The organism is Paraburkholderia sp. CHISQ3 (genome assembly GCF_030464945.1).
GTDB classification, from domain to species: domain Bacteria; phylum Pseudomonadota; class Gammaproteobacteria; order Burkholderiales; family Burkholderiaceae; genus Paraburkholderia; species Paraburkholderia megapolitana.
Window position 1 is genome coordinate 48401 of sequence record NZ_JALPRG010000017.1, and the last position, 14818, is coordinate 63218.

Sequence of the window (14818 nt, forward strand, 5' to 3'; positions counted from 1 at the left end):
CAGTCGGTCGCCCTACGGGCATGGGACCGCAGTAAGTGCTCTGCATAGGCCCCGAGTAACGTGCTAAAGCGCGAACTCGGGTCGACAGCTAAAGCGCTAACTGCGGTCGACAATGGAGACGTGATCAAAATATGGGTGCACTCAGTCATATCCGCGTACTAGACCTCACCCGCGTACTCGCGGGCCCCTGGTGCGCGCAAACGCTCGCCGACTTCGGCGCCGACGTGATCAAGGTCGAGCGCCCCGAGGTCGGCGACGATACGCGTCACTGGGGGCCGCCGTACCTGAAAACGCCCGCCGGCACGGACACCCACGAAGCCGCGTACTACCTCGCGGCGAACCGCAACAAGCGCTCGCTCACCATCGATATCGCCACCCCCGAAGGCCAGCGGATCGTGCGCGAACTGGCCGCGCACAGCGACGTGGTGCTGGAAAACTACAAGGTCGGCCAGTTGAAGAAGTACGGCCTCGACTACGAATCGCTCAAAGCGGTGAAGCCCGATCTGATCTACTGCTCAGTGACGGGTTTCGGTCAGACCGGGCCGTATGCGCAGCGTGCGGGCTACGACTTCATCGTGCAGGGCATCGGCGGCTTCATGAGCATTACCGGCGAGCGCGACGCGCTGCCGGGCGGCGGTCCGCAGAAGGCCGGCGTGGCGATTGCCGACCTGATGACCGGGATGTATTCGACGGTCGCGGTGCTGACCGCGCTCGCACACCGCGACCGCACGGGCGAAGGCCAGTACATCGACATGGCGCTGCTCGACGTCCAGGTCGCGATGCTCGCAAACATGAACTCGAACTTCCTCGCAAGCGGCACGCCGCCCACGCGCTGGGGCAACGCGCATCCGAACATCGTGCCGTATCAGACGTTCCAGACGAGCGACAGCTGGATCATCGTCGCAGTCGGCAACGACGGCCAGTTCCGCAAATTCGTCGAGGCTGGCGGCCGCGCAGAACTCGCCGACGACGACCGCTTCGCGACCAACCCGGACCGCGTGCGCAATCGCGATGTGCTCGTGCCGCTGCTGGCCGAGATGGTCCGCACGCGCGACAAGCACGACTGGATCGCGGCGCTCGAAGCCGCCGGCGTGCCGTGCGGTCCGATCAACGATCTTGAGGAAGTGTTCGAGAACGAGCAGGTGATCGCGCGCGGCCTGCAGGTCGATCTGCCGCATCCTTCGGGCGGAACGGTCAAGCTCGTGCGCAATCCGGTGAAAATGAGCGCCACGCCGCCGCAGGCACTCACTCATCCACCCACGCTCGGCGAACATACCGACGAAATCCTGCGTGACGTGCTGGGTTACGACGACGGGCAGATTGCCGCGTTGCGCGGGCAATCGGTGATCTGAAGAAACGGTGGACTGAAACAGGCGGCGCGGTCGTTCGGCGACCCGCCTCAGTGACCCGCCCCAATCAGCCCGCCCGCTGCCGCGCCGACGATCGTACCGACCGGGCCGCCCGTCAGCACATAGCCAAGCGCGCCGCCTGCCCCCGCGCCGATCGCCGCGTGCGCCTGCGAGCGCGACATCGAATAGCATGCGGACAGACTCGCAACCAGTGCGACAGAAACCGTAATTTTCAGTACGCCAGCGATACGTCGATTCATGATGATCCTTGTGAACAGGCAGATTGCAGCCGCCCTGTAGAGCGGCCCGCAGCGGCATCCCACCGCCGCGACCGACGCATCCTAAGTGGCCGCCATGCGCGCGCACAAAGCGTTTTACCTCCTGTTACAGCGTGCAACAGCGCGGTCGAAAATTCGCCGGCCGGGCGGCGAACCAAGGTGGCAGCGGCGCGCCGCGATGCAGAAAGGCGTGTAAAGGCAGCCGCGTATTGACACGTCAGGTAGAATTGACAAATCAGCAGGCGCATAACGCGCTTCAAACTGTCTCTCTCTCCTTCTCGCATGAACAACGAACGCAAAGACGCCGATCGCGGCGACGCGCCGGCGGCGTCCAATTTCATCCGCAACATCATCGATGACGACAACCGCTCCGGAAAGTGGGGGCAACGGGTGGAAACGCGCTTTCCGCCGGAGCCCAACGGCTACCTCCACATCGGCCACGCGAAGAGCATTTGCCTGAACTTCGGCATTGCGCGCAGCTATGGCGGCGTGTGCCATCTGCGCTTCGACGACACGAATCCGGAAAAGGAAAGCTTCGAATACGTCGACTCGATCGTCGACGCGGTGCGCTGGCTCGGCTTCGAATGGAAAGAAGCGGACGCCGACTACCAGTACTTCGCGAGCGATTACTACGGGAAGCTGTACGAATTCGCCGAACTGCTGATCCAGCGCGGCAAGGCGTATGTCGACAGTCAGTCGGCGGATGAAATGCGCGCCAATCGCGGCTCGGCCACCGAACCCGGTGTGCCCTCGCCGTTCCGCGACCGTACGCCGGAGGAAAACCTCGACCTGTTCCGCCGCATGAAAGCAGGCGAGTTCAAGGAAGGCGAGCACGTGCTGCGCGCGAAGATCGACATGGCGTCGCCGAACTTCAACATGCGCGACCCGGTCATCTACCGCATCCGCTTCGCTCATCACTACCGGACTGGCGACACGTGGTGTGTGTACCCGATGTACGACTACACGCACTGCATTTCGGATGCGCTCGAGAACATCACGCATTCGCTGTGCACGCTCGAGTTCGAGGATCACCGGCCGCTGTACGACTGGATCCTGAACGAACTTGCCGAAGCCGGTATCTTCACGCGGCCGCTGCCGCAACAGATCGAGTTCTCGCGCCTGAACCTCACGTATGCGATCACCAGCAAGCGCAAGCTGCTGCAACTCGTCACCGAGGGGCATGTGGACGGCTGGGACGATCCGCGGATGCCGACTATCGTCGGTGTGCGTCGGCGCGGCTTCACGCCGGAGAGTATCCAGTTGCTGTGCGAGCGGATCGGCGTGACGAAGGTCGATTCGTGGATCGACATGAGCGTGTTCGAAGGTGCGCTGCGCGACGATCTCGACGACAAGGCGCCGCGCGCCGCAGCCGTGCTCGATCCGCTGAAGCTCATCATCGATAACTTCCCCGCGGGCACGACTGAAACCTGCAGCGCGCCGGTGCATCCGCATCATCCGGAGCGCGGTACGCGGTCGTTCGAGATTTCGCGTGAACTGTGGATCGAGCGCGACGACTTCAACGAAACGCCGCCGAAGGGTTTCTTCCGTCTGTTCCCTGGCAACAAGGTGCGGCTGCGTTACGGCTATGTCGTCGAATGCACGGGTGTGGACAAGGATGCGGACGGCAAGGTGATCGCCGTGCACTGCAACTATTTCCCGGACAGCAAATCGGGCACCGAAGGCGCGAACAACTACAAGGTGAAGGGCAACATCCACTGGCTTAGCGCCACCGATGCAGTCCCCGCCGAAGTACGCCTGTACGATCGCCTGTTCAAGGAAGCGCAGCCCGACGCGGGCGGCCGCGATTTTCTCGAAGCACTGAATCCGGACTCGAAGCGCATCGTTAACGCTTGGGTCGAACCGGGTGCGCGCGATGCCGAACCCGAACAGCGCTACCAGTTCGAGCGCCACGGCTACTTCGTCGCGGACCGTGTCGATTCGAAGCCGGGCAAACCGGTGTTCAACCGCATCGTGAGTCTGCGCGACAGCTGGGGTAAGCCGGCCTGAATGGGCGGTGTCATGGCAGTCGAGGCACGGTCGCGGCATTGCCCGGCCGCGCCTCGTTGAATCGCGTGGCGTGGTGACGTGACGCGATTCAAGGTGCACTCATCGCACGTTCACAACGTGCGGTGCAGTTCGGGCAACAGCAGCGTCGTCTGAAACAGCCGCGTCAGACTGCGGCTCGCGTACCGCTCCACTTCGTCGTTCGCGGCCCAGCGATAGGCGTCCATCTCGGGAATCATCGTGCCATCCGAGCGGCGCGGAAACATCGACGTACATACACACACGCTGAGATCGAGCTCGTGATCGCGTGCACGCGCGCCGAACAGATGCAGGTCCTTGTCGCGCCGATAGACAAAGCGGCCCAGGTCCTTCAGTCGCTCGACCCCGAGAACGATGCCGGTTTCCTCGACCAGTTCACGCAATGCGGTGACATGCGGCACCTCGCCTTCTTCGCCGTGGCCTTTCGGAATGTCCCAGTGAGAAGTATCGGTGGCGTGCGCGAGCAGGACGCGGCCGTCGGGGTCGAGCAGCACAACGCCGCACGACACGATGCGCGCGCTCATCGACGGGACGAGCCGCGGGATGCAGGCGTAGCGGATGCGCAGCGTGCGCGAGGTGAGATTAACGAGAGCGGTTGCGCGCAAGCCGCGCATTCGGCATTCGATACCGTCATGTCCTTTTCCCGGGTAGCTGAGGAACCGCTGGTCCGTACTGCACAGGCATAACCCATCGGACCAGGCGCGAAAAAGGATAGCACGGTGCCTCTAGCGCCCCGCTCTGCTAGCGGTAGCGCATCAAGCTCATCGCACCGGCGGCCGGTAACCGTCGGTCAACGTGTTCAGGAAGGCGACTACATCCTTGATCTCCGCTTCGTCGAGCGCGGGCGCATCGCCGCGTTTGCGATCGAACGGCGGGTCGGTGTTCAGATTGCTCCAGTAGCGCTTCGGCAGATCGTCGAACTTCTGCACGACGCCATTCTTCGATACTGGATAAAACTTCTCCGGGTTCGTATCGCGCTCCACATAGAAGCGCACGACCTCGTCGAGCGAACTATACAGACCGTTGTGGAAAAAGCGCTTCTTCAACGCGACGTTGCGCAGCGTCGGTGTGCGGAAAATACCGCAAAACTCGTCGCGTCCCTGCAAGTCCTTGCGCTCGGGTCCGCACGCGCCGAGATCGTAAAAGCGCGGATCGCGATTCACCGCGAGCGCATGGTTGCGCGGCACGCCGATCGCAATCAGGCCGAAATCGCTGAACTGCGGCGGCGAGCCGTCTCTCGCCCGCTCGCTCAGGTGGCAGCTCGCGCAGTTGCCCTTCTTCTCATCGTTGAAGAGCTGCAAGCCGCGCGACTCGGCGGCAGTCAACTGCGTCTTGCCCGCGAGATACGCGTCGTATTTACTCGTGTAGGGATAGAAGGTTTCGGGCGTCTGTTCAAAAGTTTCGAGCGCTTGCAACACGGCCTTGAAAGTCGCATCGTCGCTGTCGAAAATCTGCGCACCGAACGCGTCGCGAAACGCTGCGGCATATGGCGACGCCTTGACGGCAGCGGCCACCTTCTGCGGTGAGCTGCTCATTTCGAAGGTAGACAGCAACGGGATGCGCGCCTGGTCCGAGCCACGATCGACGCGGCCGTCCCACGTGAGCCCGCCCGTCGGACCGGCATCGACGCTTTCGTCGCCCTCGTCTTCCGAGTCGTGAAAGTGCTCGCTGAATGCGGGCACCGATTGCAGATACTTGAGCGTCGGCACCGCGCGAAAGCCGGGCTGCCGCATATCGCCGCCGCCCAGTTGTACCTGCAGCGAATTCGGCGGCGTAAAGGCATGGTCGGGGCTGTGGCACGACGCACACGAGAGCTTGCCCGAGCCCGACAGCGACGGGTCGAAGAACAGCTGCTTGCCGACCGAGGTCATCTTGCGCACCGACGCATACACCTCGGCGCGCGTCTGGCCGCCCGACGCTGCCGAGCCGGCCACGGGCAACAGCAAACCGCTCGCTGTCGCGCCCGACGCAGATGCAGCAGCGGTTGTGCCGCTGTCCGGGCCGTGCGCATCGCAAGCCACGAGCGCAAGTATCAGCGGCAAACATGCCGCACCTCGCCGGCCGGCGCGCAAGGTCGCTCCAGCAAGCCGCTCCATTCGAATCCCCGCCAGACCACGCAGCATAGTAAGTAGTTTTATGTGTTGAGCAACTGCGCGAGCGTATGTCATTCATGTGTCGCTCACATGACATATCCCCTACGAAACCCTCCGATCGCTAGGCGTTTAGTGTGTAAACCCCAAGCAAAACGTTCGAAAACTTTAAGCTACTAGTAATTATTTACATCTCTCTGTCAAAAACCGCTGCGACACTTCCGTCGCAGGTAAGCCGTCCGTGCCTGGAGCCGGGCGGCATCGACCTGTCCCCAACGCGAGAGAGATAAAACCGATGAACAAGAAACTGATCTGCGCGACGCTTACCGCGATCGCAGCAGCAATCGGGCTGTACGCCTGTGGCGGCAACGACATCAGCGGCAAGCCCGACATCACCGCGGTGAAGACCGTCGTCGTCATCTATGCGGAGAACCGCAGCTTCGACAACCTGTACGGCAACTTCCCCGGCGCCAACGGCTTGCAAAACGTGAGCGCGACAAGCGCGCAGCAGCTCGACCGCGACGGCTCCGTGCTCGCAACGCTGCCGCAGATCTGGAACGGTCTCACCCAGACCGGCGTCACGCCGGTGATCACCCAGGCCATGACGGCTAACCTGCCGAACGCCGCTTTCGCCATCGACGATCCGAACGGCTTCAACGCACCGGCCAGCGCAACGACACGCGACCTGTACCATCGTTTCTACGAGAACCAGATGCAGATCGACGGCGGCAAGAACGACAAGTTCGCCGCATGGGCCGACTCGGGTGGCCTCGTGATGGGTCACTACACGATGAACGCGGACAAGCTGCCGCTGTGGAAGATCGCACAGCAATACACGCTCGCCGATAACTTCTTCATGGGTTCGTTCGGCGGCTCGTTCCTGAACCACCAGTGGCTCGTCTGCGCATGCACGCCGACCTATCCGAACGCGGACAAGAGCCCCGCGGCCGGGTCGATTTCGTCGGTGAATACGGATGGTGTGTCACTGAAGCTCGCGACGAATTCGCCGGCGTCGTCATTGAGCGGCCCGCCGAAGTTCGTCAACTCGGGCAACCTGACACCCGACTTCTACGCGGTCAACACGATGCAGCCGCCGTATCAACCGAGCGGCAACAAGCCGGCTTCGGGCGGCGATGCGAACCTCGCTGATCCGGGTGCTGCAACGACGCTGCCGCCGCAGACGCAGCAGAACATCGGCGACCTGTTGAATACGGCCGGCGTGTCGTGGGCGTGGTACGGCGGTGCATGGGGCGCAGCACAGCAAGCCGCGCAAACCGGTACTTCAGGCGTGATCTATGGTGCGAATCTGTCGGCACCGAACTTCCAGCCGCATCATCAGCCGTTCAACTTCTTCGCTAATCTCGCACCGGGCTCGGCGAATCGCGCGAAGCATCTGCTCGATGGCGGTCTGGCCGGTTCGGAGTTCATCAAGGCCATCGATGCCGGCACGCTGCCGCAAGTGTCGTTCTACAAACCGCAGGGCAACCTGAACGAACACGCGGGCTATACCGACGTGACGTCGGGCGACCAGCATATTGCCGACCTGATCGCGCATCTGCAGAAGAGCCCGCAGTGGAACAACATGGTCGTCGTCATCACGTATGACGAGAACGGCGGCTTCTGGGATCACGTCGCGCCGCCGAAGGGCGATCGCTGGGGTCCGGGTACGCGCATCCCCGCATTGATCGTTTCGCCGCTCGCGAAGAAGGGCTACATCGATCACACGCAGTACGACACGACGTCGATCCTGCGCTTCATCACGCATCGCTTCGCGCTGCCGGCACTGCCGGGACTCACCGCACGCGACAATGCACTGGTCGCGAACGGCGGCAAGGCGATGGGCGATCTGACGAACGCGCTGGATATCGCGCATTGATACAGCGCGGTGATGCGTTACGTTGACAAACGATAAGCAGCAGTCCGCTCAAGGCGGGACTTTCGCAAGGCAGCTTCGGCTGCCTTTTTTTACGTCAGCGCGCCGTCACTTTCCCGTAGCCAGGCGCGGACCGATCGTACGACCCGATCCAAAGTCCGCAATCACTTTCGGCACCACACTCGCCGACGGCTGGATGCCGCGCGTCTGCACGTCCTCGAGGAACAGCACGCGTGCGCGCCAGTATTCGAGCTGAATGTTGGCATCGATCACGCGCTGCTCCGCGGTGAACAGTTGCATGCGCGCATTGACCAGCATCGACGTTGCCGCTTTCTCGGGCGTAGGAGCACGTTGTTGCATCAACCGGCTGAGCCACTTTGCCATGACGACCTCCGTTCTCGATGGGTACCGGATGGCACCCCGACGGGACCATAGTAGGTAGCCCAATGCGATAAGGCGATGTCATTTAGCCAAAATTGACATTGCGTTTACGACTTTTACCTGGGGATTCAATTGGTTACATTCGGGCCGGGTGGCTCAGCTTCATGAGGTCCTGCAGCGCTTGCAACGTTGCCGCGGGCGCTTCTTGCGGAATGTTGTGGCCGATACCGGACAATACCCGGCGCTCGTAGTGGCTTCGAAAGTGTGCGTGATCGTTGTCCGTTCTGGACGGTGGATCGACGCCGTCATCGGCGCCGCATAGTGAAATCGTGGGGACATCGATGGCTGGTTGCTAACTTAGCTGGTACTCGATTTCTTCAAGCGCGGGATCGCCCGGCGCGTAGCCGTAGCGATGCCGATACGAGTGGATCACGACATCGACGAAATCGGGGTTGTCGAAAGAAGAAGACGTGCGCGCATAGGTGTCGTCGTCGAACGACCATGATGGCGACCACAAGCGCCATAACAAACGGCACAGCGCCTCGCGGTTTGCCGTCAATCCGGCGACACCGCGTTGACCGTGAAAATAGTATTGATACCAGAACCGGTGTTCGGCTTCGGGATCGGCGGGAATGACGGAGCCTGGGATGTTCTGGATGTTGTAGCCATCGCCGGTGATGAGGCAGCGCACGCGTTCCGGCCAGAGCGCCGCGACGATGCAGGCGGCGCGGCCACCCCAGTCGTACCCCACCAGTGCTGCGCGAGGAATTGAGAGCGCGTCCAGAAGATCGAGCAGGTCGCGGGAGAGAGCGGCCTGTTGACCGGAGCGCATGACATCGCTGGAAATGAATCGGGTTGGGCCGTAGCCGCGCAAGTAGGGGGTGATGACGCGGTGTCCGCTTGCCGAGAGTCCTTCTGCTACGTCGTCGTAGCCGCGCGGGTTGTAGGGGAAGCCGTGCATTAACACGACGGGATCGCCGGTTGGCGAGCCGCGCTCCTCGTATGCGAGGTCGAGCATCGAGGTGCGGATATGGCGGATGGTGTTCATCGTGGCGGACACACGGGAGCTTCTCCTATAAGTCTCTCTCGCGATATAACGAAGCTAGTTCAACGACGTGGCTATCAAACCTTTGAGATTATCGTCGTCAAAGATCACCGTTTTGCCCGTGTAATAGTTGGCACGTTCAAACTGCTTCTTGCCCACCGCCTTCTGACTCTCCACGACCGCCAGAACGAAGCCGGGCGTCTTCTGCATGCGATATTGCATATGGATGACTTCAGCCTCAAGCAACCGCGTTGCCCCAGTGGCAGCGATTACGATCAGAGGTATCGGCGTGTCTATCACGTGGTCCGCAAGCAGGCCACCGGAAATCGGCAGCTGCACATTTTCGTGATGCTTCAAACCCAAGTCTGAGGCGATATCAAGAACGGCGCGGGTCAGTCGTTCCCTGAAATCGCTGGAGTGCCGGTCGGCACGAGCCGTGGCGAGCGCGTATAGATGTTGGGCTGCTTCAGCAACGCGGAAAATGGACGGCGCTATCAACCGGGTGTCGAGACAATTGACGATTAATGTTTCATCGTCGTCCATGGTCACTGGACCGCCCTCCGATAGATCATCGACCCACCGCTTCACCACTTCAGATTCGGTGTCGCCATCCGCCATATTTGCGTACATCGCGGCTTCGCCGTTTTCATCAACGCGATAACTACCATCGGGCTGCGGGCGTACACGCACAACAATCCGGTCGGATGTCCCTGGATATTCGATAGGCGTGACAATACGCTGCACACCGTTCTCGTCAGCATGGACTTCGAAGAGTGAGCAAATTGATCGCTTGAGATCGTCTACCAGGAGTTCCATAGGTTCAGTTGAGACTTGTCAGCGTCAGGGTCAAGTGTCACGCCACAGGCCTCGCAAAAAAGCACGATCAGTTTTTGTCGATCCAGATCCACGCGCGGATCCAGGGAGGTTGAACCCGAGAGAGCGAGCTCCGGTGCCCTCACCAAAAACCGGTCCGTGTAGTCCAGGTCCGTCCTACACGGTATTTTGCAGTGTATTCCCTTGTGACTTGGGTGCCAATGGAACTCAAGAATGATGCAAAGGGCACCCTGAGCGAGGTTACACGTTAAATATCCAAAGAAAGAAGCGTCTGCAAGTGTCTCGCCATTTCTCCAGATGAACAGAGCCGAATGATCGTCGGATAGTTTGATCATGCCGCTGCTCTGGCATCGTAGGCCACCCATCTTGTGAAAAGGTTTTGGCAATTTGCCCTTCTTCAAAGGCAAAAAATCAGGCATTGCGGTCAGCACCTTGCTCGTCGCCTTATGCATTGCCAATTCCCTCGGATTCATTTCTGGTCCCTATTTTTTCGTTCGACCGCCGCCCTCTCGCTGCCTCGGGTATATCTTGTGTCCGCCCACCATCCACCAGCTGATTCTGCGGCAAATTATGCCTTTTCTCTGGTCCCGAAAATCACCTCACCACGGCCTCATCCTTCGAGGCAAAGACAGTTGCTAGGCATGGTTGTACGCCGCCCGAACGTCGTGCGCTCGCTGTGCGCGAGTTACCGTTCGGTCCAGTCGCTGTTGAATTCGTTCTCGTTATGTGAGGGGTCGAGGCCCGAGTGCGAAGAGTCCTTGATGGCACTCCGGAATTTGCGGGCGGTGAGCAGGGAAAGTGTCGGATGGACGGCCAGAGTGGCTCGTCGCGCTTCACCGTCAAAGCGGGATTTCTGGCGTCGGTATCTGGCACCCGCGCGTATAACTAGATGCCCCACGAGGCGTGGGTATCACCGGGAAAAGCAAGTAAAGCGAAACCGACCGGTCCCCGACTGCCTTAATTATCTGGCGAGTGTGGAAATTGTCGGCCCAACAACCTTTGGCCCCCCCACGAGGAATCGAACCTCGATTTCAGGTTTAGAAGACCCGTGTTCTATCCGTTGAACTATGGGGAGGCAAGACCGCGATTTTAACCGACTGCGCGTCCGCTGACGAGGTTGCTCTTCGATCGGGATCGCGCGCCGGAAAAAACCGTCACACCGGCGCCGGATGCAGCACGAACCAGCCGAGACACAACGCACCCGCGATCACGCAATACACGCCGAACGCCGCGAGCCGCCCGCGCCCTTCGAAATAGCGCATCAGGAAGCGCACGCTGAGATACGCGGCGACCGCAGTGAGCACACCGCCAAGCACCGCATCGGCGAGCTGGCCAGGCGCATGAAACAGCTTCGGCACTTCGAGCAGACCTGCCGCGAAGATGATCGGCGTGCCGAGCAGGAACGCGAACTCCGCGGCCTTCTCGGATGTGAGACCCGCTGCGTTGCCGGCGATCATCGTCAGACCGCTGCGCGAAAAACCCGGAATCAGCGCGCCAACCTGCGCAAGCCCGACGAGAAACGCCTGCTTGAACGTGAGCTTTTCAGGCGCAAGGTGCGCACGCGCGCGTTGCAGTCGATCGCCGAACCACAACAGCACACCGTTCACCATCAGCGCGATCGCCACGATCCGCAGATCGTGGAACAGGTGCTCCAGCCGCTTCTCCAGCAACAAACCGACGATACCGGCGGGGATCGTGCCGATGATCAGCGCCCACATCATGTGACCGTCGTCGTTAGGACGCCCGGCCAGCGACGCAAAAAAGCCGCGCACGAGCGCAACCCAGCGCTCGCGGAAGTACCACAGCAGCGCGAGCGCCGTGCCCAGATGCAGCGCGACGAGAAACGGCAGCAGTTGCGGCGCATGTGCATCGATATGCATGCCAAACAGCGCCGGCACGAGCAGCGTGTGGCCGAGACTGCTGACCGGAAAGAGTTCGGTGACGCCCTGCAACACGCTCAGAAAAATCAGAAACCACAAGCTCACGCGACGGCCCTCTTTGGTGAAAGTGTGAACGAACAGCGCGCCGGATCTCGCGATCCGGCACCCGGAAGCGCACCGATTATGACTGGCGCACAAGACAGCGCCAAGCGTTTGAGCAGAGATTTGCGGAAATTTGCGGCGCTGCGGCACAACTCGATACGATTGTTACGTCGCAGAAAACACAAAGCCCGCCAAAGTGGCGGGCTTGCGGGGCGGCGGCAAATGCGCCGGTTCGATCTCGCCTTAACGCGCGATCTGGTAGAAGAAATAGATTGTGCTGCCGGTGAACATACCGAACAGAGCAACACCCATTGCCATTGCGAGATCCATGATGCCTCCGGAAACTTGCCAGCCCGGCAGCAGGATTGACCGGGCGATGGGACAGATTATCGGTAAGCCGATGCTCCACGTCACGCCCGCAGTTTCCCCAGAGAGGGTTTCCCCGTAGGACAAAGCAGCGCACAATCGGCAGCGCACGCCGCACCCGGCGGTCCTCTTTCTTCAACGCCCCTAACTCCCTCTATCCCCTGCCCGCCATGCCTGAAATCCAGCCCCCGCCCACCGTCGACCTCGCGCACGGCGCCTCCCTGCTCCGCTTCGCTCCGCAAGCGGGCGGCCGCCTGCTGTCGTGGCATATCGACGGCAAGCCCGTCATTCACTGGCCCGATCATGCGGACTGGAGCCATCCTTCGAAAATCCGCGGCGGCAACCCGCTGCTGTTTCCGTTTCTCGGACGACACCGCGTCGACGGCAAGATCGGCTTCTGGCGCGATGCACACGGCACGGTGCGCGAAGTGCCGATGCACGGTTTCGCCCGCGACTTGCCATTCGACACCAAGGTCGCCCCCGACGGCCAAAGCCTGCACATGACGCTCACCGACAGCGACGCGACGCGCACCGGCTATCCGTTCGGCTTTCGCTTCGAAGCCGTGTACCGGCTCGCCGACGACCACACACTCGACGTCGAACTCACCACCACCAACACCGGCGACACCGCGCTGCCCTACTACACGGGCCATCACTTCTACCTCGAGCTGCCTCACGAACAACGTGGCGAAACCGTGCTCGAGCTGCCGCCCACCCAGCGCCGCTACCAGTTGCCGGACGGCTCGATCAGCGCCGCGGAACCGGGCGAGCCGCGCTATACGCTCGACGAAACGCGCATCATCGACCGCTTCCACTGTCTCGAGGGCATGTCGGACCAGCCGGTACGGCTCATCGCGCCCGGCCTGAACCGCGTCGTGACGATCGATCTGCGGCGCCCCGGCTCGCTCGACTGGTATGCGGTCACTACATGGACCGAAGCGCCGGATTCCGACTTCTACTGTGTCGAGCCGTGGCTCGGGCTGCCCGATGCGATTCACAACGGCCTTGGTCTGCGCCGGCTCGAACCGGGCCACAGCGAAACGGCCGCGTTGCGCATCAAGGTCGAGACGCTCCGCTGACGTGCGCTGATCATCCGCACCCGTGCCGTTTTCGCGTGTCCGGGTGCAAAACCGTTAGAATCGGACGTTTTGCCTCTGCCGCGTGATCGGGATCGGCGCGCGGCGGCGCTTTGCGAGGTCCAATGCTGGGAACAACAATCAGACGGCTCGTCTGCGTGCCGGTTACCGCTGTACTCGTCACGATGCTCGCCGCATGCGGTTCCGCGCCGGTCGGGCCAGGTTACTACCGCGTCGAACGCGGCGACACGCTTTCGAAGATCGCGCGCAGCAACCGGCAGTCGACGTCGAGCATCGCCCGCTGGAACAATCTGTCGAATCCCGATTCGCTCGAGGTCGGTCAGGTGCTGCGCGTCGTGCCGCCCGCCGGATCGGTGAGCACCGCGGGCAGCGCACGCAGCAGCAGCGGTTCCGGCAGCACGCGGACGCCGGCGCCGAGCAGCGCGCCGACCGAAACCGCGGACGCGCCCGTCAGCGCACCTGCCACATCGATATCGCTGATCTGGCCGGCCAACGGCACGGTCGTGAGAACCTTCGACGGCAAGAACTCGAAGGGCATCGACATCACCAATACGGCCGGCACGCCGGTCGTCGCGGCAGCTGCCGGGTCGGTGGTCTATGCCGGGAACGGTTTGCGCGGCTACGGCAATCTGCTGATCATCAAGCACAACTCGGAATACCTGACCGCCTATGCGCATAACCGGGCGCTCTTCGTGAAAGAAGGTCAGGCGGTGACGCAAGGGCAGAAGATCGCCGAAATGGGCGACACCGACAGCGACCGTGTGGTGCTGCACTTCGAGTTGCGCTATCAGGGGCGCTCGATCGACCCGTCGCGCGCCCTGCCGCCCCGCTAGCGCGACACACCGCACAGGCCCGGGCACGCGTCGTGCTGCGAGCGGTGGTCATGCTGCAATGGAGCCGCACGCGTAGAACCGCGCTCCATCGACGGCAGGACGCGGCACCGGGCCGCGTCCCACACGAGGACTTCCGCGATGAAAACCGCACTCTGCGCGGCCGGCATCGCCGCGCTGACACTGACGAGCCTCGCCGGCTGCTCCAGCACGACGACGCTCACCTATCTGCCTGACGGTCAGGCAGGCTTCGCCATCAACTGCAGCGGCAGCGACGCCAGCTCGAACTGGGGCGAGTGCTACAAGCGCGCAGGCGTTGCCTGTGGCGCGTATGGCTATGACGTCATTTCGAAGGATGTCGACAATGGGGCAACCGCGGGCGGTTCGCTCGGTGGACTGCTTGGGGCGAACGTCAAGAACCGCTCGATGGTGATTCGCTGCAAGCAGTAGCCGCCACGACGGGCGTCCATCCGAGGTCCTACAAAAAAAGCCCGGCACGTGGCCGGGCTAACGGGGGTTCGGCGCATATCGGCAAAGGACCGGTTCACCATGCGCCGATTGGAAATCTAACAACGCATCTATGCACACGCAATCGATTAATTGTGTGGAAAATGTGTTGCGGCGCACGGAATACGCATTATGTGAATATA

General features: G+C 61.8%; 14 protein-coding genes and 1 tRNA gene. 7 read left to right on the top strand and 8 right to left on the bottom strand.

Annotated elements, in window-relative coordinates:
* Positions 1 to 131: 131 nt before the first annotated feature.
* A complete protein-coding gene (locus tag M0D65_RS30870; protein ID WP_266255882.1) occupies positions 132 to 1352 on the top strand; it encodes a CaiB/BaiF CoA-transferase family protein in 1221 nt (406 codons plus the stop codon).
* A 47-nt stretch (positions 1353 to 1399) separates the two neighbouring features.
* On the opposite strand, the gene M0D65_RS30875 is transcribed toward M0D65_RS30870, so the two are convergent.
* Positions 1400 to 1609, bottom strand: a complete 210-nt coding sequence (locus M0D65_RS30875; protein WP_266255883.1) for an ornithine carbamoyltransferase — start codon at positions 1607 to 1609, stop codon at positions 1400 to 1402.
* A gap of 300 nt (positions 1610 to 1909) precedes the next feature.
* Here M0D65_RS30875 and M0D65_RS30880 point away from each other — a divergent pair, with 300 nt between their 5' ends.
* The gene (locus M0D65_RS30880) at positions 1910 to 3634 is read left to right on the top strand and encodes a glutamine--tRNA ligase/YqeY domain fusion protein (protein WP_091014690.1); all 1725 of its coding nucleotides are present in this window, start codon (positions 1910 to 1912) and stop codon (positions 3632 to 3634) included.
* 110 nt (positions 3635 to 3744) lie between these two features.
* Here the strand turns inward: M0D65_RS30880 and M0D65_RS30885 are convergent, their stop codons facing one another.
* Together M0D65_RS30885 and M0D65_RS30890 are read right to left on the bottom strand one after the other, a co-directional pair.
* Entirely contained in the window at positions 3745 to 4194 is a 450-nt protein-coding gene (locus tag M0D65_RS30885; RefSeq protein ID WP_266255925.1) for an NUDIX hydrolase, read from the bottom strand.
* A 237-nt stretch (positions 4195 to 4431) separates the two neighbouring features.
* Positions 4432 to 5766 carry a cytochrome-c peroxidase gene (locus M0D65_RS30890; protein ID WP_266255884.1) on the bottom strand — a complete coding sequence of 445 codons (1335 nt, stop codon included), beginning with the start codon at positions 5764 to 5766 and terminating at the stop codon, positions 4432 to 4434.
* 289 nt (positions 5767 to 6055) lie between these two features.
* On the opposite strand from M0D65_RS30890, the gene M0D65_RS30895 reads away from it, so the two are divergent.
* On the top strand, positions 6056 to 7636 hold the full coding sequence (locus tag M0D65_RS30895; RefSeq protein WP_091014692.1) for an acid phosphatase: 1581 nt from the start codon (positions 6056 to 6058) through the stop codon (positions 7634 to 7636).
* A 105-nt stretch (positions 7637 to 7741) separates the two neighbouring features.
* Here M0D65_RS30895 and M0D65_RS30900 read toward each other — a convergent pair whose 3' ends face one another.
* The 5 genes from M0D65_RS30900 to M0D65_RS30920 form a co-directional block, all read right to left on the bottom strand.
* Positions 7742 to 8017 (bottom strand): hypothetical protein, encoded by a 276-nt coding sequence (locus M0D65_RS30900; protein ID WP_091014693.1) that lies wholly within the window; start codon positions 8015 to 8017, stop codon positions 7742 to 7744.
* Between the two features lie 349 nt (positions 8018 to 8366).
* Complete coding sequence (locus M0D65_RS30905) at positions 8367 to 9074, bottom strand: alpha/beta hydrolase (protein ID WP_308076826.1); 708 nt, start codon at positions 9072 to 9074, stop codon at positions 8367 to 8369.
* Positions 9075 to 9116: 42 nt separating this feature from the next.
* A complete protein-coding gene (locus M0D65_RS30910; RefSeq protein WP_266255885.1) occupies positions 9117 to 9875 on the bottom strand; it encodes a hypothetical protein in 759 nt (252 codons plus the stop codon).
* A gap of 1018 nt (positions 9876 to 10893) precedes the next feature.
* A tRNA-Arg gene (locus M0D65_RS30915) sits at positions 10894 to 10968 on the bottom strand.
* A 79-nt stretch (positions 10969 to 11047) separates the two neighbouring features.
* Positions 11048 to 11878: an undecaprenyl-diphosphate phosphatase gene (locus M0D65_RS30920; RefSeq protein ID WP_266255886.1), complete on the bottom strand. Its 831-nt coding sequence runs from the start codon at positions 11876 to 11878 to the stop codon at positions 11048 to 11050.
* Between the two features lie 78 nt (positions 11879 to 11956).
* Here M0D65_RS30920 and M0D65_RS30925 point away from each other — a divergent pair, with 78 nt between their 5' ends.
* The 4 genes from M0D65_RS30925 (at position 11957) to M0D65_RS30940 (ending at position 14618) form a co-directional block, all read left to right on the top strand.
* A complete protein-coding gene (locus M0D65_RS30925) occupies positions 11957 to 12244 on the top strand; it encodes a hypothetical protein (RefSeq protein WP_266255887.1) in 288 nt (95 codons plus the stop codon).
* Between the two features lie 167 nt (positions 12245 to 12411).
* Positions 12412 to 13320, top strand: coding sequence for an aldose epimerase (locus M0D65_RS30930; RefSeq protein WP_266255888.1), 909 nt, complete (start codon positions 12412 to 12414; stop codon positions 13318 to 13320).
* Between the two features lie 122 nt (positions 13321 to 13442).
* Complete coding sequence (locus M0D65_RS30935; RefSeq protein WP_266255889.1) at positions 13443 to 14171, top strand: peptidoglycan DD-metalloendopeptidase family protein; 729 nt, start codon at positions 13443 to 13445, stop codon at positions 14169 to 14171.
* 138 nt (positions 14172 to 14309) lie between these two features.
* Positions 14310 to 14618, top strand: coding sequence for a hypothetical protein (locus M0D65_RS30940; RefSeq protein ID WP_091014704.1), 309 nt, complete (start codon positions 14310 to 14312; stop codon positions 14616 to 14618).
* Positions 14619 to 14818 lie beyond the last annotated feature (200 nt).

Coding starts and splice junctions, on each gene's coding strand:
- M0D65_RS30870 (WP_266255882.1), top strand. CDS start 132: ATGGGTGCACTCAGTCATATCCGCGTACTAGACCTCACCCGCGTACTC.
- M0D65_RS30875 (WP_266255883.1), bottom strand. CDS start 1,609: ATGAATCGACGTATCGCTGGCGTACTGAAAATTACGGTTTCTGTCGCA.
- M0D65_RS30880 (WP_091014690.1), top strand. CDS start 1,910: ATGAACAACGAACGCAAAGACGCCGATCGCGGCGACGCGCCGGCGGCG.
- M0D65_RS30885 (WP_266255925.1), bottom strand. CDS start 4,194: ATGAGCGCGCGCATCGTGTCGTGCGGCGTTGTGCTGCTCGACCCCGAC.
- M0D65_RS30890 (WP_266255884.1), bottom strand. CDS start 5,766: ATGGAGCGGCTTGCTGGAGCGACCTTGCGCGCCGGCCGGCGAGGTGCG.
- M0D65_RS30895 (WP_091014692.1), top strand. CDS start 6,056: ATGAACAAGAAACTGATCTGCGCGACGCTTACCGCGATCGCAGCAGCA.
- M0D65_RS30900 (WP_091014693.1), bottom strand. CDS start 8,017: ATGGCAAAGTGGCTCAGCCGGTTGATGCAACAACGTGCTCCTACGCCC.
- M0D65_RS30910 (WP_266255885.1), bottom strand. CDS start 9,875: ATGGAACTCCTGGTAGACGATCTCAAGCGATCAATTTGCTCACTCTTC.
- M0D65_RS30925 (WP_266255887.1), top strand. CDS start 11,957: ATGACTGGCGCACAAGACAGCGCCAAGCGTTTGAGCAGAGATTTGCGG.
- M0D65_RS30930 (WP_266255888.1), top strand. CDS start 12,412: ATGCCTGAAATCCAGCCCCCGCCCACCGTCGACCTCGCGCACGGCGCC.
- M0D65_RS30935 (WP_266255889.1), top strand. CDS start 13,443: ATGCTGGGAACAACAATCAGACGGCTCGTCTGCGTGCCGGTTACCGCT.
- M0D65_RS30940 (WP_091014704.1), top strand. CDS start 14,310: ATGAAAACCGCACTCTGCGCGGCCGGCATCGCCGCGCTGACACTGACG.